The 18410-nt window shown below is 32.8% G+C and carries 16 protein-coding genes; 2 read left to right on the forward strand and 14 right to left on the reverse strand.

The annotated features are described in order from the left end of the window. Positions 1 to 85 precede the first annotated feature (85 nt). From QL232_RS02410 to QL232_RS02455, 10 genes are all read right to left on the reverse strand, one after another. Positions 86 to 877 carry a hypothetical protein gene (locus QL232_RS02410; RefSeq protein WP_281612916.1) on the reverse strand — a complete coding sequence of 264 codons (792 nt, stop codon included), beginning with the start codon at positions 875 to 877 and terminating at the stop codon, positions 86 to 88. Then, the gene (locus QL232_RS02415) at positions 870 to 2291 is read right to left on the reverse strand and encodes an AAA family ATPase (protein WP_281612917.1); all 1422 of its coding nucleotides are present in this window, start codon (positions 2289 to 2291) and stop codon (positions 870 to 872) included. Before QL232_RS02415 ends, QL232_RS02410 begins: the two co-directional genes overlap by 8 nt. A gap of 114 nt (positions 2292 to 2405) precedes the next feature. Next, on the reverse strand, positions 2406 to 3269 hold the full coding sequence (locus QL232_RS02420; RefSeq protein WP_281612918.1) for a toll/interleukin-1 receptor domain-containing protein: 864 nt from the start codon (positions 3267 to 3269) through the stop codon (positions 2406 to 2408). A gap of 109 nt (positions 3270 to 3378) precedes the next feature. After that, positions 3379 to 4242 (reverse strand): DUF2971 domain-containing protein, encoded by an 864-nt coding sequence (locus tag QL232_RS02425; RefSeq protein WP_281612919.1) that lies wholly within the window; start codon positions 4240 to 4242, stop codon positions 3379 to 3381. A gap of 281 nt (positions 4243 to 4523) precedes the next feature. After that, positions 4524 to 5558, reverse strand: coding sequence for a hypothetical protein (locus QL232_RS02430; RefSeq protein ID WP_281612920.1), 1035 nt, complete (start codon positions 5556 to 5558; stop codon positions 4524 to 4526). Between the two features lie 128 nt (positions 5559 to 5686). After that, positions 5687 to 6709 carry a hypothetical protein gene (locus tag QL232_RS02435; protein WP_281612921.1) on the reverse strand — a complete coding sequence of 341 codons (1023 nt, stop codon included), beginning with the start codon at positions 6707 to 6709 and terminating at the stop codon, positions 5687 to 5689. Between the two features lie 237 nt (positions 6710 to 6946). Further along, positions 6947 to 7426: a hypothetical protein gene (locus tag QL232_RS02440; protein WP_281612922.1), complete on the reverse strand. Its 480-nt coding sequence runs from the start codon at positions 7424 to 7426 to the stop codon at positions 6947 to 6949. 14 nt (positions 7427 to 7440) lie between these two features. Then, positions 7441 to 7905 (reverse strand): hypothetical protein, encoded by a 465-nt coding sequence (locus QL232_RS02445; RefSeq protein ID WP_281612923.1) that lies wholly within the window; start codon positions 7903 to 7905, stop codon positions 7441 to 7443. After that, a complete protein-coding gene (locus QL232_RS02450) occupies positions 7898 to 8323 on the reverse strand; it encodes an EVE domain-containing protein (protein WP_281612924.1) in 426 nt (141 codons plus the stop codon). The genes QL232_RS02445 and QL232_RS02450 overlap by 8 nt, the downstream gene beginning before the upstream one ends. A gap of 196 nt (positions 8324 to 8519) precedes the next feature. Beyond that, complete coding sequence (locus QL232_RS02455) at positions 8520 to 9365, reverse strand: hypothetical protein (protein WP_281612925.1); 846 nt, start codon at positions 9363 to 9365, stop codon at positions 8520 to 8522. A 798-nt stretch (positions 9366 to 10163) separates the two neighbouring features. Between QL232_RS02455 and QL232_RS02460 the strand changes: the two genes are divergently transcribed. Continuing rightward, complete coding sequence (locus QL232_RS02460; RefSeq protein ID WP_281612926.1) at positions 10164 to 11507, forward strand: hypothetical protein; 1344 nt, start codon at positions 10164 to 10166, stop codon at positions 11505 to 11507. Positions 11508 to 11581: 74 nt separating this feature from the next. On the opposite strand, the gene QL232_RS02465 is transcribed toward QL232_RS02460, so the two are convergent. The 4 genes from QL232_RS02465 to QL232_RS02480 all read right to left on the reverse strand — a co-directional run bounded on the left by QL232_RS02465 (position 11582) and on the right by QL232_RS02480 (position 16625). Then, entirely contained in the window at positions 11582 to 14116 is a 2535-nt protein-coding gene (locus QL232_RS02465) for a TonB-dependent receptor (protein WP_211093264.1), read from the reverse strand. Positions 14117 to 14391: 275 nt separating this feature from the next. Continuing rightward, positions 14392 to 15090 (reverse strand): hypothetical protein, encoded by a 699-nt coding sequence (locus QL232_RS02470; protein WP_281612927.1) that lies wholly within the window; start codon positions 15088 to 15090, stop codon positions 14392 to 14394. 142 nt (positions 15091 to 15232) lie between these two features. Beyond that, complete coding sequence (locus tag QL232_RS02475; RefSeq protein ID WP_281612928.1) at positions 15233 to 15895, reverse strand: DNA-3-methyladenine glycosylase; 663 nt, start codon at positions 15893 to 15895, stop codon at positions 15233 to 15235. Positions 15896 to 15905: 10 nt separating this feature from the next. Continuing rightward, positions 15906 to 16625, reverse strand: coding sequence for an MliC family protein (locus QL232_RS02480; RefSeq protein WP_281612929.1), 720 nt, complete (start codon positions 16623 to 16625; stop codon positions 15906 to 15908). Positions 16626 to 16902: 277 nt separating this feature from the next. On the opposite strand from QL232_RS02480, the gene QL232_RS02485 reads away from it, so the two are divergent. After that, positions 16903 to 18159 carry an ROK family protein gene (locus tag QL232_RS02485; RefSeq protein WP_281612930.1) on the forward strand — a complete coding sequence of 419 codons (1257 nt, stop codon included), beginning with the start codon at positions 16903 to 16905 and terminating at the stop codon, positions 18157 to 18159. Positions 18160 to 18410 lie beyond the last annotated feature (251 nt).

Here is an 18410-nt window from a genome sequence, read left to right on the forward strand (position 1 = left end):
CAGTTTGGCTTTGAAGCGTACTTTTTTTGTTGTGCCTATGGCAAAAAACATTACGTACTAGTCATTATTGGCTACTCAGTACTTGTTACACTTTGTTAATAAAATCGCTATTCAACATTTCATTTATTAATTCTGTTTTCCAAAAAAAATCATTAAAAAATAATTTTGTTTTAACTAAATCTCTTTGTAGCTCATCCAATGCATAATTACCTCCAAATTGCTCTTTTAGTGCTTTACTTTGTAGAAAGTATTGCACTGATTTTTTGATTATTCTTTGATTGATTTTTAAGTTTCTAAAATGCTCTGCAATGACACTTGTACTAAAAGAATCTTTGATAGAATACTCCACCACAGGTATGATTCCTGTATACGAAATATTACATTTCAAATAACTTTCCATTGGTAATTTATCGAAAATAGAGTGGATGTAATTTACTCCATTAATGCCAGCAATTTTATCTCCTTTAATTTGATTGCATTTTCCGCAGATTGGAATTAGATTCTTGTGTAAAATTGAAAATTCAGGAAAAAATTTCTGAGGTAGAAAATGATCAATTTGATCAATCTCTCCGACACCACAATACAAACAAGTTTCTGAATGATTTGGATTAAGATTATCTAAGACTTGCTGAGTTATTTCTTTTGCTGTTACTGTTTTTGAACTATACAGTGACTGCAACGCAATTATGTCATCAGAACTAAATGATATATTTGCACAACGTTTTAGTTCTTTAATCTCAATATACTTATTATACCTTGAAACAATTAAAGATTGAAGTTTTTTAAGAGTTTCTTTTTTAACTCCATTATTCTTCTCTATGATAATATTATTTATATCATCAATTTCATTGCGTTCAGAACACTTGAGGTTAATCATTTTCAAAATTTGTTAGATTATACTTAACACCTGCAGTTTCAAATTGTAGAAGTCTATTATATTCATCACCGAGTGCATCTTTTGATTCAACTAGTGATTTTATCTTTTCAATATAAAAGAGGTTATTCTCTGTAAAGCCAAAGATTTCTTCAGTTAATTTTGAAAAATGTTGACCAAATGATTCAATTTTCAAATTCCTAACACTTCTTACTCCATTTACAGAATTAATTTTGAATACATTTTTTTGAGGTATGTTTTGAATAAAGATTGGGGAATGTGTTGATATTATCGAGAATGAATCGAACACATTTAGTATGTAATCCAAAGCTTTAAATAATGTATTTTGTCCATTAGGATGCAGGTGATTCTCTGGTTCATCAAATAACAATAATGAATTTGTATTTATAGAATCTATTATTTGAGTAAACGATAAAGTCATTATTTTTTGTCCTGAGCTTAATTTTCTGAAACTATCTATAATTGGTTCCTCTACTGGAAAATAATTATCTAATTGATTTAAATACAGTATACTCATACAATGTCCCCAAAGCTCTTCCCTTTCTTTTTCAAGAATGCTTGCATAACTTTTCTTAAAAAGGTTATTAATTTCTCTTTGATTTAAAAGCTCTTCCTTTCCTCTAATACCACAGTAAGTATAGCTAAATGTCCTTTCATTTTTATCAGGGCGATAAAAGTCATCAAATGTACTGTAAGAAACTGCTATTACTTTACTAAAAGGAGGTCTAGGAGACAGTTTTGTTGAACGTTTTTTTATCCCGCTCAATGACAAAGCTAAATTTGCAAGTAACGTAGTTTTTCCAACTCCATTTCTTCCAATTATACCAATTGTTCGGAACATACCTTGAAGCTCTCTTGAAAACTTAAATGAAAATGTTCCAAAAGGCGTACTACTTCTTTTACTCTCACTGTAAGAAAATGAAAAACTACTTAAATCAGAACTATTTGTTATCTGTTTTATCCCTTCGATATATGCACGCTCTGCATCACTAAATCTTCGTAAGGAAGATGTTAAACCATTGTGAGTTTTAAACAGAGAACGAAAAACTGTATTGTAGTTTATATCATTTAAAACTTCAAAAATTTCCTTACCATTATTTAGTTTATTTATTCTTTCATAATCTTCAAGCTCTTGCCACAAAGAACAGTAATTATCATTCAATTCAGTAAACTCTTCTGGTAATTTCGTCGATTCACTATCTCTAAATAGGATTTTCACATTTCCTTGATGAACTAATTCACCATCTTTATCAAAGACTGAGGCTTTAAAAGTTGTTCTGTAACCGTAATCATCCCAATTATCCTTATTTAATAGAATACATGGAAAAACTATTCCATCCCTACGAATTGGAAATCTCCTTCTCCATATTAATTTATTATCGCAATAAACTTTCATTTGAATAACTTTTTTTTAACCGTCTATGATTTTTATTGTAGCCAACATAATTGCTAAACTACGACCAGAGGGTGCGTCACCTAATGGCTAGAGATTAGCTAATGTTATGAGCTTTTAGTTAAATGGTGATTTACCAATTTGAGGTTTTTCAACTTGTGGCTTATCATAGATTGCGAGAAGTAATTCACTTAATTTTGATTCAAATTGAGAATCTTCTACCATATCGATTGCAATAAACTGTTGAATAAAATTTGGAATACTTTCAGAAAATGAACCTCTTCTTAGAATAGGAATAAACTTTTTGTTATCAGCTATTGAATTATAAAGTTCACTATTCATAATTGAATATTCAAACCCCACTCCACCAGATCTACTTTCAGCTTTTAGTTTAAAATTTGGAGTGAATATAGTTAATACTTTATCAGCTTTTGGAACAGCTTGCTCCATAAAATGGATCATATTCTTACCAGGTTTTAACTCATACCTATCTAAAATGACTTCAACTCCATTTTCAAATAATCTCTTTGAAAGATCTAAAACCCATTGCTTATGATCTTCATCATCCCAAGAATATGAAATAAAAACTTTAGGGTTATCTATAGTTTCATATGTTATTCCTAGATCTTCAGAGCTTTTTGTTTCTTCTATCTGTTCAGATTTTTGTGAATTCCAAAACAATAGTCCTTCTTCATGCTTTTGCTTTGGTGTTCCCTTCATATCTTTAATTTCTTCATAAAACCTATTAAAGATTTTCTTCCTAGTCTCTTCGCTGAAATTCATTAAGATATCATAGAAATAATCTTTTCTACTAGTACTTAAACCTTTACTTTGTCTATACTCTATATATTGATAATAGTCAGGGTGAAAATTATCAAATTCACGAATTAAAGAAATAAACTTACCACCAGAAAAGTATGATTCCTTTTCATTCATTAATGACATTAGTTTATTAAATTCTCTTACCCAATTCAGTTCCATATGAAGTTGTTTATTATTTTTAGTCCATAACGATTTGGCTATGCGTAGTGTTTTTTTGTGTTGCACCTGCGGCGAAAAACATTACATATGAGCTATTGTTGTGGAGTCGTTATTCTATAAATTCCCTAGTAATGTTAGCATTGACAAAATCAAGTTTCGCCTTATAAAACTTAACTGATTTATTCGTTTTTAGGATAGTCTTAACTGCTGATTCTATTTCACTTTTGTCAAACTTCACACCAAATGTCACCTCCTTTATTACATTCCCCTCGGGATATGGCAATCTATAGCCTTTCCCATTATCTGCAAAGATATCAAAGCCAATATCATGAAACGGATTAGAGGATTTCAATTGTTTTAAAGCTAAGCCAGCTAATATAATTCTTTGCTCATTCTCTAAACCCCAAATGCGCTCATCTTTAAATAAAAGTATTTGTTCAAAAAAAGCATCGATATGTTTATCATCTCTGTAAGGCCCAAAGATTCCTTCAATTCGCTTTGTATGGTTTTCTCCAACTAAAAAATCATAATTATCAATATCAGCAGCTTTTTCGATATAGTTTATTTCTGACAATGAAGCATTACATTGTAGCTTTTCAGAGTAATAATCTTTTAATTTAGCTAAATCATAGCCAATAGAAATTCCTTTATGACAATTAGCATAATGAGACCAAAAATGCAAGTTATTATACCCTTTATCTCCCATTTCTCCTTCTGCTCTTGGAGATGTAAAACAGAGAATTCCAAATTCATCGGTATTTTCCTTTATAAACTCAAAGAATGTCCTTCCGTTTTCATCTTGCTTTTCAAAAACTGCTTTAGTGCGTGGGGAAGCCATCAAAATACCCATATTACTATCAAATGGGTCATTAAAATTAGTTGGTTTTGAGAACCAAAAATAACGTTTGTTTATTGCTTCTTTTGAGTAGCTATTCCAGTCTGAATATTTATATACTAGTTCTTGTTCATTCATATTTGTTACAGTTTGTTTAATGCGTAATTATTATACATTATTAAACCATGGTATTTCTACATTATTAAATAGTCTTCAACCTTCAAAAAATCAGTTTGCTTTATTGATTTTAGTTTCTGTTTGTTAGATAGTTGAAGTACACACTGTTAATTTATATATTAATGTAATACAAAACAAGAGACCTTATTTTTAAGCTTGAAGTTTATTGTTATTAACGTTTAATATATAAAACGTAGCACCCCACATTGTACTACAATTTCAAGTGCAGTGTTAGATGTTTTTTACTCTTCAATAAATTCAAAAGAATCAAAGAAACTATTCATCGATTTATTATCATCATTATTTGGAATGGTCATCACCTGTAGTGCTATTTGAGAATTGCCTTTAAGAAAGACTTTTTGTTTGATCACTATTTGTCCATCTCTAAAGCTTTCCTTCATTTCAATTCCAGAAATTCCGTTTTCAGATACTTTATTTTTACTAATTAAAGTTGTTTGTCTTCCGTTTAAGGCCCTTTGAATAACATTTGAGTAATAATCATCTAAATCAAAATTATCAGTAAGAGTGATATCTTCTGGATATTTAATTATCGTGACCATATAAATCAAATTATCATCGTTGACCAATTTCGGTTGACAAAATTCCACAACTACTTTTGTATTCCCATATTCAGTAGGAGTTTCCATCTTTCTGATTTCCGTTTCCTTAGGGAATTTGATTTTAAATATTTTGTCTACACCCTCAGATGAAGTTTGAATATTAGGATTAGGAGTTGTATCAATTAGTTTAAATGAATCAAAGAACTTATTAATACTTAAATTAAAGTTCTTTTCACCTTCTGTATTTACAATAAGGATATACATCCTATTGTTGACCATAAAGAATCTAACTCTTGAAAACTTATTTGTTTTAATATCCTGCCATCTATATTCTCTACCTATATATCCTAAAATATTGTGATTAAATATCCCTATAAGTTGAATATTATCTGAATTCACATTGGTCATTTGAGAACCATAAAATAAGGCATAAACACTTTCAGTACTTAGAGTGTCTGTAAACGCTTGAGGGTAATCAAGGTAATATACATCATATGAAAGATTGTCGTCATCTTCTGGTTCAGCTTTAAATGAATATGTCGTTATTTCTCCATATTCAGTAACACCAGACTTTTCCGAGACTTCTGGTTCGATCGGAAAACAAATCTTGAATTTACCTTTCTCATCCTTGAAATCAACTTTACTATTTTGAGCTTGACTGAGTGAGGTAAAAAATACTAGCCAAGCTGTAAATAGTAAGTATGTGTTTGTTGTCATTTTTATTTTTTGTGACAGTGAGTGAAAGACTTCGTAAAAAATATGGACTTCAATTCTATCAAATTACCACTTAAAGAATACTGCTTGAAAACCTTTTGAATTATCAACATTGTTAGCATTTTGTGATTTTAAACTAACTTTTTATTTAATAAGTCTGCTAATTCATAATATGCTCTGAACGAATTATTTCCATTCTTTGGTTTAGGTTTATTTTTAAGCTCGATAATATTATCTGATAAAATGAAAACCTGTTTTTCATCTTTAGGTAATTCTATCCATATTTTTTTTTCTAATAAATAATCAACATACCCATTTACTCTATTTCGATAATTCTCACTGTAATTTTCATCTTTCAAGAATGTTTCAAAATCGTCATGAAAGTTTAAAATAATAATGTCTTCTACTTTAAATAACTTATCCATTTCACCGCCACCACTTTTTCTGAAAGTAATGTAAAGTGGTTTGTGCTTTATTAAATACTTCCCACTATTAGGGCATTCGTAAACCTTCAATTTATTTATTGCTTGTTCTGACCATTTTGCTGTTGGAATAGAAAAAACTTCTTTTTCGTAGAATTTCATTGTCCCATTAATATTAGTTAGAAAATTAAAGTAATCATCCAGTAATGTATTTTGATTAGGTATAACTCTATAAAATGCACCAATAATGTCTTCCCATGTTATTGAAATTAAACTAGCATGTTTCGTATAACTAGGAAGTTTTGTTAGTGTTACACCATAACTTTCTTTGCCAAATACTTTCAGCTCTTCAAAAACTTCATTTTCAATATAATTCTCAATTTGTTTATTTGTCTCATATACAGATGTTCCTTTGTTGATACTTTTAGCCTCAATCAAAATAGCTTTAAATGGTTTTCCATTTTTGTAAAATCGTAATACAATATCCGCTCGATATTTATTATGAGAATTAGATATTAGTTCACAATTTACAATTACTCGACTAATGCTTTTCAAATTAATTTCTCCAATTTTTGATTTGATCGAATTAATGTCAAGAAAGGCTTCTAATGCAGTTTGTGATTTGGATAATAGAAGTCCAAGTCCCTTTGTTTGCTGAGTTTCTTTGTTACCCGAAATCAAATCAAAATAGCTCGAATTCATCGAACTATAAAGTCTAAAACTTTTTCTCATTCTGGTCTTATTATAATGAATGCTAAGGTTATTTAAAATAACTATGGGATAATAACATTATTCAATCATGGTATTGTTACACATAAAAATAGTCTTCAACCTCCAAATAATCAGTTTGCTTTGTTGATTTTAGTTTCTGATTGTTAGATGGTTGAGGTGTTATTATTAATGTTAAACGAAATAAGAATCACCATTTCAGAAATAAAAATTGTTTAAGGTAGTGATATCTATTATGCTTTATAATTGACTAATTTTTTTTCTATTTTCATCTTCCATATGAAGTATTCCAATATCTGCTCTAAGGCTGCCACGAAATTTCCGCCTTAAATTCCAAATTTTTTCTACTTGTTCAGGAGCATATTCATTACCATTAGCAGTTTGCTTGGTGGTTGCTTTATGTAATTCTAACAGATATGAATGAGATTCGTTAGAGATGATTAATCTTGTTATACCAGTTTTCCATTCCAAAAGGTCTTTACGTACTTCATTAATCTCAACAGGGTCAAGTTGATTTCCTTTAATTTTTATGATCCTATCAGATATTTCAAAAGCTCTAGGGTAATGCTTCAGTCTAAGATCAACTAGTTGCTCGGTGGTTTTTCTTAATTGCGAAGTTTTGAATTCTTGTTTTAATCTTTTTTTAGTAATTAGGAATCTTATGAGTGTAAATATTGAAACTAATACTGATACTAATGCTGTAGCTAATGCTTTATCCATTTGATATATTTTGCTTAGTTTATTGTCCCTCTCCTTGACTCAATGTTTCTTCTTTGATCGACTCTTTTTACAATTCTATTTGCAATTTCACTCCGAAAAGAAGAATAATCCATGTCAGTACTATTTGAATCATTAATAATATCTGACAATTGAAGCCAAGCTTCATATTCTTCTCCTTCTTCAAGATTCGATAAATATCCTTCTAAACTAACATAAATGTCATCAGCAAATGATTGAGCATAATTGTCTTTCCAACTTCTTTTACCCTGCAATACTTCTGGTTTAGTATAAGCTATTATAATTATTAGTAGAGTATAGGCAATGAAGAATCCAATTATTGTATAAATTAGTAAATTTCTATGTGTTTCTAATTGTAGAACTAATGTTCCCAATAATGTTTCGACCATTAATAAAATTAGAACTAAAAAATTTATTGGTTTTTCAATGGCCTGAATAATTTGAGTTCTTTCTTCAGCCATGAGTTTCAATTTTTGGTGTTTCCTCTCCTAAACTTTTTATAAGTTTCAATAACTTTTTCAGTTCATCCTTTTGTACATAGAAATTTGTTGCCTGAGGTGCTCTAAAAATTAGCATTTCGGTGAGACTTGAATCGGTTTTGATATTTGAACTAGAGATAGGTTTTTTAAATTTCACTCTATATTCTACGTCAATTCCGTAAGTTTCCCAATTTTCTTTGATATATGGTTTAGATTTAATTGTACCCCAACCATAAATTCCTTGAAATCGTTTTCCTCCTCCCATCCAAAAGAAGACAAGATCACCAGGGTTCATTTTATTTCTATACCTAGTTGCATACCAAGTATCTTTATTTCCTGGAATTAATTTATCTCTTAAATCAAACCTTTCAGGCATTGATTGAAAAATAAATGTATTCATTTTTTTAGGTTTAATTGTGTAGATTTAAATAAAAATATTTATAATTTTTTAAAATGGTTATTGACAATATATAATCAGTCCCAAATAGAAAAATTTGAAACTGATTATAATATAAATGCTGCTATAAAGTGATATACTTTGTATACATTTTAATATTAAATTAAAATACAGTTTTTATACCTTATTGTTATTAAGTTTATTCACCTTGTCTTGATTGCATTGGATCAGTTATTGGTTTAGAATTTTTCCAAATCCAGAATCCTCCTTTTGTTAATTTATAGACAGGGATTGCATAAGATAAGGTTAGAAATGCCGGTAATTGATCTTCTGATCTAGTTCCAAGTTCATACCCAATTCCCATTTGAAAGTTTAAAACACTAAAGTTTAAAGTTGGAGCAAAAACATTTTTAGTGTCATCCCCAGTTCCTGCAGAGAATAAAAAGCCCAAATGAATTCCAAAAGTGTTAATAAATTCTTGATTAAGTAGATTACCTTGTTGATCTCTTGTTTCACTTAACTCACCTTTACTAATCCCAAAACCTGCTCCAATTGAATTAAATAATAAAAGATCCCCAGTTTTTTGGTCATTATCTTTTGTGAAATTAAATCTAGCTAAAGGAATTGAAAAATTAGTATTCCAAATAGTTGCTTTATATTTAACGGTTTTTCCTGCTGCTGAGAAGTTTCTTAAACTATTGTTTGATATCTTTCCGTCACTGAAGTTCTGAAGAATGGTATTAGATTCCTCTATTTTCATTAGTATTCTTTGTGAGACAACTTCATCATCTGAATTAACTGCCCATACTACAATATTGTCACCTACTGGTAAAAGAGTTGGGAAAGTAAATTTAAAGTTTCCTTTTTCATCAACTACAACTTCATGTTCTGATGTATCATCTAAATTTGTACTAATTTTGATTGTTGTCCCAATTACTCCAGTTCCTTGAATTAAATTTTGAGAAGCAAAAGTTACGTTAGGATCCTTCTGTCCAAAGACAGATATGCTTATAAATAAAAGAAAAATTTGTAAGTTTGGTTTCATAAATATAGTTCTGTTTAGTTTGGAAATTCATCTTTTTAAAAAAGTATCAACCATTTTTTAGCTTAAATTGCTTTACAATTTTGAGTAAAATATAACTAAATAGGTTGTTGTCAAATCTAGAGTAATACTTAGGTACTTTTAATAATATAGATTCAAAAGATTGCTTGCTAAGAAAATTATGATTTGACGTTTCCAAAATTATTCTTCTATTTTAAGAACAATTTTGGAGAGAGTTTTTAACTGAGATTAGTATTTCAATACATTTTGTTGTACACAAATGAGACACATTAATTTTATAGAATTATAAGGTGTTTTCACTTCCAACTACCCCAACACCCAGTTTGCTCAATTGATTTTAGTTTGCTGTTAATTAGATTGTTGAAAGTTATTAACAATTATAGATATTAATGTATTACAAAACAAGAAATGTCCTTTAATTTCTTAAAAAAATCCTTTTCAACTTTTTATGACTGAGGTTATTAAAACAAAAATCAGCATTATTTCACCTTTCTTAAAACCGAAATTGATATGGGGAGAAATCCATTGATGTAGATGTTGTTTTAGTTACTGAGGGGGTATTCCTTTGTAGAGGAATACTATTGTTGACTACTGAAAATTATTAATAGCCTCAACTATACATTGGCTTTTTCATGAGAGAAAGTCAATAGAAATTTACAGCATTAGGTACGCCCTAATGCTGTTTTTCTTTTCTTAAAATTCTAACAGGAGTTTTGTAATTATCTATATCTTTGCCGTACAATCTAAATCTAATTTTATTTTTTTAGCTAAATCTAAATCATGAAGCAATATCTAATTGTACTGATCTCAGTAGTATTTTCATCTTGTTACACCTCAAAAAATTCGACGCATCAGGAAGCCGACTTTGGTGGTGAAATTGTCAAAATCACAGAAAAAAAATATGACGCGAAAGACAAGGCAGGAGAGTATACCGTTATTTATAGAGATAATCTTCACTCTAGGGTATTTTACTACAACGATCAAAAGTCGTTGACAAAACAAGAGTTTATTAATCCGGAAGGAGAGGTATACTGGGTGATTGAAAATACTTACGACGAGGATAATGTAAAAACAGGTACTGAAATCTCTTATGGAGGGAGATTGGAAAGTCGACAGATAAATAAGGTGATCGATGGAAAAGCAGTAGAAGGTACTCGCTACGATGGGGAAGGAAACATTAAGGAAGTATATTCTTATAAGTACACGGGAGAGTGGAAGAGTGAAATCACCACCAAAAATCCGAAGGGAGAATTGATTTCGGTAAGATCTATTCATAGAGAAGAGGGGGAAATTGTTTCTGTCGTAGAAAAAGATGCAACAGGACAAATCACATATAATAATGTTCTAGAAAACAACGAGCAGGGTGATGTGGTGAAATCAGAAACAGAAAGACCCATTAAGGAATATCACGAAATTGTTTACTATGCCTACGACTATGATGCACAAGGTAATTGGGTAAGAAAATATCATTTCGATAACCAAAGGGAGATAACGTTTATTACTGTCAGAAATTTGGTTTATAAAGGGGATGAAAAGAAGGTGCTTACCAAAGAGGCATTGATGGGAGAATGGTTTGTATTTGGCAGACATGTAGACAGAATGGAATTCAAAGCGGATCAATCATTTATTATCAGAGATAAAGATAAAGAAGGTATTGTTGGCCGTTGGGAATTAGATACAGAGGAACATCAGATATTATTAAAGCCAGAAACAAAAGAGGTAAAGATCGCTTTTGACTATACAATGGAGGGACAAATGATTCGCCTTTTTGCAGAGGAAATCAATGAAGAAATGACGCTGGAAAAAAGGGTGAGTACTAAGAAAACACCTCAACAAGTTACCGAAAGTGCATTTCTAAAAAAATGGGCTGTAAAAGGGAAAGCAGGTGATTTTATTGAGTTTAAAGAGGAGCAGGTTTTTGTCAATGAAAGACCGGACAAAGCACCTAGAATTGGGGAATGGAAATTAGACGTAAAGAATAAAGTAATACATATCAAAGAAGAAGGGAAGTCGAATTCGGCTGAGCTGATTTATTACTTTAGAGAAAACACTCTTCTATTGTATAGTATGGATGGAGAATTACAATTGACTTTAGACCCTGTAGATACAGGTCTTGTAAAATAACACCTTAGTAAAAGGCAAGAAAAAAGGAGCAACTAATATAGCTGCTCCTTTCTTTTATACTAAAGTAACATAAATTAGAAACTCATTTTTAAACCTACTGAATAAGTTCTTCCGAGTCCCATATAATAATCACCCGGAAGCATAGCTCCAGTATCATCTATTCCTCCTTGTAAGCCCTGAACAGCATAGGCTGTATTCAAGACGTTGTTGACTCTAAAATTGACAAGTCCATTAAAACCTGCCATTTGGAAAGCGTAAGAAGCACCTAAGTCAAGTAGATTGTACGAAGGCATTTCGTAAGCACCTGTACCTTTGTACTCTTCGCTATCTCTTCTTGTTGGGTCGTAGTCTGCGAACAATCTACCGTAGTAGTTCCAGTCAGCATTTAAACGAAGACCGTTAACTACTTCGTAAGAAACACCTAAAGCTGCAGTGGTTTGAGCAGAGTTACCTACTTCAGCACCCGCCATATATACGTTGACAGTATCGATTGCATTTTGCTGATCATCAAAAATCTGAACGTTTTCTAAGTCATTTAACCATCTCCAGTCACCTAATGAAACCATACCTGTTAAAGTAAGTCTACGGTTCACTTGGTACGTCATGTCTACCTCAATACCTTTATGAAGGGCATCTACACCTAAAAGGTTGGCAGTGTAAGGCACACCGTCTCTAAATACCGTTTTTACAAACGATTTGTCTTGCCAGTGTGTGTAGTAAGCGTTTACATTCGCTCTGAAACCTTGGTTTCTATAACCGTAACCAATTTCACCACTAAGGATTTTTTCGTTGACAGCATTCTCGTTGATATCGTTTTGGTAGTTTAAGAAAACAGCACCAAAGAACGGCTGACGAGAGATATATCCAGCATTGGCAAATACATTGTGATGCTCATCGATATTGTAGTTAGCACCTGCCTTTGCAGAACCACCCCAGAAGCTTTGCCAGTCTGTTTCATCTGTACCATGCTCATAGCTCATGTAGTCAATTCTTTTGAACGCTTGGTGAGATACTGCACCTGTGAAGAATGCCGATAATTGATCTTTAGAGTATTCTAATTGACCAAAGAAACCTTGCCATTGTACGATACCATCGTTGTCGTAACCCATTCTATCACCTACACCTACTACTCTGTTTGGTTGTGATTTCATAGAGTTGTCTACATAGAAATCGCCACCCATTAGGTCTTCTACCGTTTGGTAGTGCTGCCCTAAGTAGTAACGTAAATCAAGACCACCTACTAACGTCCAGTTGTCGTTCAATTGGTGAGTTAAAGTAGATAAAGCACCCGTCCATAAGTGGTTGTTGTTTGAGGCTCTGTAAATACCTTTTGCACCACCTTCTTCATCAACGTTGTTGGCTACATATGCATCCCAGTCGATTAGACCGTCGTATGTTCTGTAAGAGTCATCTACCCAGTGGCTACCGGCCATACCTGTACCGCCACCTTTACCTACAGAGAAGTAAACGGAAGTCGATAGGTCTGTCTTTTCAGAGATAGTCCAGTAGTGGTTCAATGACATTTGTGGTTTATGGTAAGAGTTTTGGTTCATGTTAAACTCTTGTCCGTTTTTATAACCCCAGTCTTTGTTGTAACGGTCGCCATGTTTTTCATACTCTTCTTCAGTAAGGTATGTTCTTCTTTGACCGTGAGTTTGTGGAGCACCAAATGTGGTAAATGATAATGTATGACGGTCGTTGAACTGCTTAGAGATATTCAGGAAGTAAGAATATCCTTCGAAAGAAGTACCATCTACATAACCATTACCTGTAGTTTTAGATAATGCTGTAGTGATCGCCCAGCCATTGTCCATAAGACCTGTAGAAAGCGTAAGTCCTGTCTTGAAGTAACCGTCGTTACCCATTCCCATAAATACATTACCGCCTTTTTCAGCATCAGTAGTTTTAGTAAGAATATTGATCGTACCACCAACAGAAGGTACGGCAAGCTTAGAAGCACCTAAACCTCTTTGTACCTGCATGGTCTTCGTTACATCACCTAAACCAGCCCAGTTCGACCAATATACTTTACCGTTTTCCATGTCGTTTACTGGAACACCGTTGATCATTACGGCTACGTTTTCTGAATCAAAACCTCTAAGCGAGATTCTTGAATCACCAAAACCACCACCAGCACCAGAAACGTATACACCTGGAGAAGATTTTAATACTTGTGGGAACTCTTGGTTACCCATTTTAGTTTCGATTTGTTCAGCGTCGATTGAAGCCACAGCTACAGGAGTTTTACGGTCAATCGCGATAGAAGCAAGAACTTCTACTTCTGCAAGACCAACAGCATCTGAAGCCATTTGCACTTCACCAAGGTCGATCGGAGTACCGTTTAATTCCACCTCTTTTTTGATGGACTTCATTCCTACAAATGAGATATTCAATGTTTGTTTACCTGTTCTCTTTGATTCGAAAGCAAACTGCCCGTTAAAATCTGAGATAGCACCAGTTGTTGTTCCTTCAACAGAGATATTGGCACCAATAATAGGTTCATTAGTAGTATCCTCTAATAATACACCTGAAATAAGTGTTTGAGCAAAGGCTGTACTAGATAGCATGCACAACATTGCCACAATCAGAGACATTGGTTTCGTAGACATTTCTAATGTAATAAGGTTAATTAGTTATAGTTTTTAAAACGGTGCAAAAGAAGTGATCTAATGTGAACGAATTGTTACTCTTTAATTTTGTTTGAGAGTGGTTATTTTTTTTTAACAGACAACAAGGTGTACAATTAGAATTTAGAAGCCCGTATTAGCAAATGCTTTGTAATGTGTCTGATTATAGGTGTTTTATGTGTTTTTTATACAATAAAAAAGTACCCTAAGTTTTCACCTAGAGTACTCCAATTTTTATCTTTTTCTTGAAATTGATGCTATCGAATAAACTTCTTTCCTGTAATTGAGTAGGCAATTCCTACGGTTATGGTTGTAAATGTGTCCGTCGTAATTTTTTGACTAGAGCCTGTTAAGTCAATTTGTTCCGAACTGGATAAGTTACTTTGGATTTCCATATTAAATTTCAGCTTTCTACTGATGTTACGTCTAAACCCGATACCAAGAATTAAAGTACCTCCTGTATCTACACCGTCTTCTACCGTAAGGTAGTTGACCGATGCCGATCGAAACACACTCGTACCCATTAGAAGGTAAAAGGTGGTCGGAGATTTCTTTTGGAACCTACCTGCACCAATATCATAAATAAGGATTGGAGCAATTTGGAATAAGCTGGACGTAAAAATATCATTTTCACTAGAGATACTTTCGTGGCTTTCACCGCCCACAGCCGAAAGTCCCATATAACCTACCTGAATTCTAAAATGAAGTGATCTAGAAAATCTTTTCTGATAATAACCACTGATGGCAAGATTCATATTTTTGGGATTGTACGAGCCATTTCCAATACTGGCATAGGATCCGGTATAGGTAGAAAAACCTGTATTAAGCCCAAATAATGTATAATTGGTATTTTCAGCAGAACGTAAATAGGTTCTTCTCCACTGATAATGTTCTTGTCCATATATGAGGTTACTCAACAAAAGCATGAAGAGCAGGGTAAAAAGTCTAGATTTCATCGGTAGTAATCGTATTAAAAAGTAAGGTTAAAAAATGAATATGATACTTAATTACTTACCTATACAACGAAAGAATGCTGCGGTCACTTTTTCATAATTCAGCTATTTTCTTTCAAAATCTATTCTTCTGAATATAAATCACTTAGCTTTTCTTTACTTCTTTTCGAGTCTGCGGATCGGTGATCCCTTCAATATGTCCACCCGCCACTGCCCATAAATAAAGGCTGGCCACAGAAGCATAGGGAGTATATCTTTTCCAGAATCGTTGGAACTTTTCCTTGTCAATTTTTCTATGGCGGTAGATCATTCTTAATCCTCTATGAATCGCCAAATCGCCGTAGCTAAGAATATTAGGCCTCTGCATGGAGAAGATCATCATCATTTCTGCTGTCCAAGGGCCAATACCATTTAATGCAGATAACGTAGTAGATACTTCTTCGTCATTCATGGAATGTAAGGCATCGATATCAAATTCCTTATTGACTACCTTCTCCGCAAAATCTTTGATATAACCTACTTTTCTAAACGACATACCGAGCGATTGAAGTTCCTCTGTAGAAAGTGCATCAATGGCTTTTGGTTCGATTGTACCGATTTTATCGCTTAGCCTTCTTAATATCGTGACTTGTGCTTTTGTAGAGATTTGCTGTCCCACAATCGACTTAATGATGGCTTCGAAAAGATCAGGGTAGGTTTCTCTTTTGATTAATCCTATCTGATCAATCACTTCGCCTAACTTTTTGTCCTTTTGCTTTAAATGATCGATGGCTTCCTGATCGTATTCGAAAAAGTATTTCTTGTCCATGATCCCTATTTTATTCTCCTACTTGATTTACATCCAAAGGGCCAATAATTCTATGGTAATGGTTGACAATGCTGCCACCACCAGAACAGAAATAGTTGAGTTGAGTATTATTTTCCACTTCATCTGCCATGATATAAACGTTTTTACCATCGAAGACGAAATAAGTGACTGTTTCATTTAAAGTCGCTTTGTATTTGCCATTGGAAACTTTATTGATTTCAGCATCCAAGAAACAAGTTTGCTCTTTTTTATCTGCTCTAGAACGAATTTCCACACCCAAATGATCATGTCCTAAGTCTGTGATGACCACACCAACCCAATCGTAGCCTTCATGTCTTCTTTCGTAGAAGTCAGTTGCATAATAGCCTACAATCTCATCGGTAGTTAAGTTTTTGATACCGGAACTGGCTTTCTTATCGTTTTCCAGCCACATAAATTCATTGCCCTTTACCCAGAAAGCATTTTTTTGCTCATCGGCATATTTTACCCCGCTTGCTACTTGAACTCTAGTCAGTTCATAAGCAACCTTTTTAGGTGTAATCACAATCACCTTTTCTTCGCTAAGCTTGTTCAGCTTAAATAATTTACCGTTTTCAGTATGGTAAGTTATACTTTCAATAATTTCTTCCTTTTTTTCTTCCTTCTCTTCCTGAGTTGAAGTAGATGAAGAACAGGCACTAAAAATAACCAAAGTGGCAAGGAAAAGTAATGGATGGATGATGCGTTTCATGGTCAACCTCGAAGTAAGTGTGTATTTGAAAAGTGATTTATCTGAAAATTTAACCAATTGATTTTTCTAATCAAATAACATCGTGTCTTCATTAATCACAAAAATAATGAAACAGGAGAGGTGTAGCCATTTAATTATAAAATAACACTCCACTCTAAATATTTAATTTTGTGATGATTATCCTTTTTTAATCCCTTTGCAAAAGGAAACATTCATTTTTTACATTGAACATTAATAATAAAAATAATAAATTGCATCTTGTAATACTTATTAATGAATGATAAAGAGAATGCCGAAAGTGAAAGAAAATAAAAAAGTAGGCAAAGTTTCAATTAAGAAACAGATCAGAAAAAATCAAATACTACAGTTATTACTACAAGAAGGAACCATGTCGCCCTCTGAAGTAACAACCAAAACTGAACTAACTTTGCCAATGTCTTCTGCACTAATGAAAGAACTAGCAGAAGAAGGATATGTAACACTAAAAGAACTACAAACAGAAAAAAACGTTGGTAGACCACCCACTACCTATGTCATTAATCCTGAAGGAGGCTTTTTCTTTGGAGTTAAAGTCGGCTTAAGAAAAACGAGAATTATACTACTGGACTTACAGAATAACGAAAGATATTTCCATTCAGAAGATACCATAGATATTAAGAACTCCGAAGAGTTTTTGGGACGATTGATCAAGACCATTAAGAAGATTATCAAGACACAAAAGATTCCTTTTGAGAGAATTATAGGTGTCGGAATTGCCGTTCCGGGCTTGGTGAATAGTAAAGATGGTAGGTCGATTTCTTATTTCAATGATTTAAAAATGTCGTTGAAAGAGTATATGGAAGAAGCCTTACAACTGAATGTAGAAATCGAAAATGATGTAAATGCCATCAGTTTAGGAGAACTGCATTTTGGTGATGCACAAGATGCCAAAGATGTGTTGTGTATCAACCTGGATAAAGGTATCGGTATGGGTGTGATTATCAATGGGGAGTTGTTTACCGGAGCCAATGGTTTGGCAGGGGAGCTTGGCCATATCCGTATCGATGATCGAGGAAAAATGTGTTATTGTGGTAAGAAAGGATGTCTCGAAACGTTTGCTTCTGGTGAAGCATTGGTAGAAGAGATGCGTGATTTTATCCATGAGAACAATGCCAGTAGAACAGAAAGTATCCTAAAGGAATTAGGAAAAGAGGATATAGATCTGGATGCCTTTATAGAAGTTGTACTCTCGGGCGATCAAGTTGGTATTGAACTGACGGAAAAAGCGGGAGAGTCTATCGGTAAAGCCATTGGTATCTTGATCAACTTATTTAATCCGCAAAAAATTATACTTGGTGGAAAACTAAGCCAATTAAAAGAATATATACTGTTTCCTGTTAAATCCTCTGTGATAAAACATTCATTACCAGAGGCCTTTGCACAAGCGAATATCAATTATTCGAATATACGCCGTAAGGCAGGCTGTTTAGGGGCTACTACTTTAGTCTCGGATAAGGTGTTCCAACCTTCCAAAGCAGCCATGCAATTTGTGTAAATAGTAAATTTATCAACCTGTATCAATCTTAATTTTTCGACTCACTGCTTATATAAATAAAATTTAAAATTAATTAGAGGTAACATCTTGGTGTTGCCTCTTTTTTTATACTATCAATTTTGGAACGATCTTAATCTCTTAATTATCAATCCTTTTTGAGTGTTTTAATTACGCTTTTTGAATATATGGCAATATTGAGCCTATTTTTTATAACAATTTAAATAATCCATACAGCTTACTGAGAGAATGAA

Origin of the sequence: Flammeovirga sp. SubArs3, assembly GCF_947387565.1 — a bacterium.
Classification (GTDB): Bacteria; Bacteroidota; Bacteroidia; order Cytophagales; family Flammeovirgaceae; genus Flammeovirga; species Flammeovirga agarivorans.

Coding starts and splice junctions, on each gene's coding strand:
- QL232_RS02410 (WP_281612916.1), bottom strand. CDS start 877: ATGATTAACCTCAAGTGTTCTGAACGCAATGAAATTGATGATATAAAT.
- QL232_RS02415 (WP_281612917.1), bottom strand. CDS start 2,291: ATGAAAGTTTATTGCGATAATAAATTAATATGGAGAAGGAGATTTCCA.
- QL232_RS02420 (WP_281612918.1), bottom strand. CDS start 3,269: ATGGAACTGAATTGGGTAAGAGAATTTAATAAACTAATGTCATTAATG.
- QL232_RS02425 (WP_281612919.1), bottom strand. CDS start 4,242: ATGAATGAACAAGAACTAGTATATAAATATTCAGACTGGAATAGCTAC.
- QL232_RS02430 (WP_281612920.1), bottom strand. CDS start 5,558: ATGACAACAAACACATACTTACTATTTACAGCTTGGCTAGTATTTTTT.
- QL232_RS02435 (WP_281612921.1), bottom strand. CDS start 6,709: ATGAGAAAAAGTTTTAGACTTTATAGTTCGATGAATTCGAGCTATTTT.
- QL232_RS02440 (WP_281612922.1), bottom strand. CDS start 7,426: ATGGATAAAGCATTAGCTACAGCATTAGTATCAGTATTAGTTTCAATA.
- QL232_RS02445 (WP_281612923.1), bottom strand. CDS start 7,905: ATGGCTGAAGAAAGAACTCAAATTATTCAGGCCATTGAAAAACCAATA.
- QL232_RS02450 (WP_281612924.1), bottom strand. CDS start 8,323: ATGAATACATTTATTTTTCAATCAATGCCTGAAAGGTTTGATTTAAGA.
- QL232_RS02455 (WP_281612925.1), bottom strand. CDS start 9,365: ATGAAACCAAACTTACAAATTTTTCTTTTATTTATAAGCATATCTGTC.
- QL232_RS02460 (WP_281612926.1), top strand. CDS start 10,164: ATGAAGCAATATCTAATTGTACTGATCTCAGTAGTATTTTCATCTTGT.
- QL232_RS02465 (WP_211093264.1), bottom strand. CDS start 14,116: ATGTCTACGAAACCAATGTCTCTGATTGTGGCAATGTTGTGCATGCTA.
- QL232_RS02470 (WP_281612927.1), bottom strand. CDS start 15,090: ATGAAATCTAGACTTTTTACCCTGCTCTTCATGCTTTTGTTGAGTAAC.
- QL232_RS02475 (WP_281612928.1), bottom strand. CDS start 15,895: ATGGACAAGAAATACTTTTTCGAATACGATCAGGAAGCCATCGATCAT.
- QL232_RS02480 (WP_281612929.1), bottom strand. CDS start 16,625: ATGAAACGCATCATCCATCCATTACTTTTCCTTGCCACTTTGGTTATT.
- QL232_RS02485 (WP_281612930.1), top strand. CDS start 16,903: ATGATAAAGAGAATGCCGAAAGTGAAAGAAAATAAAAAAGTAGGCAAA.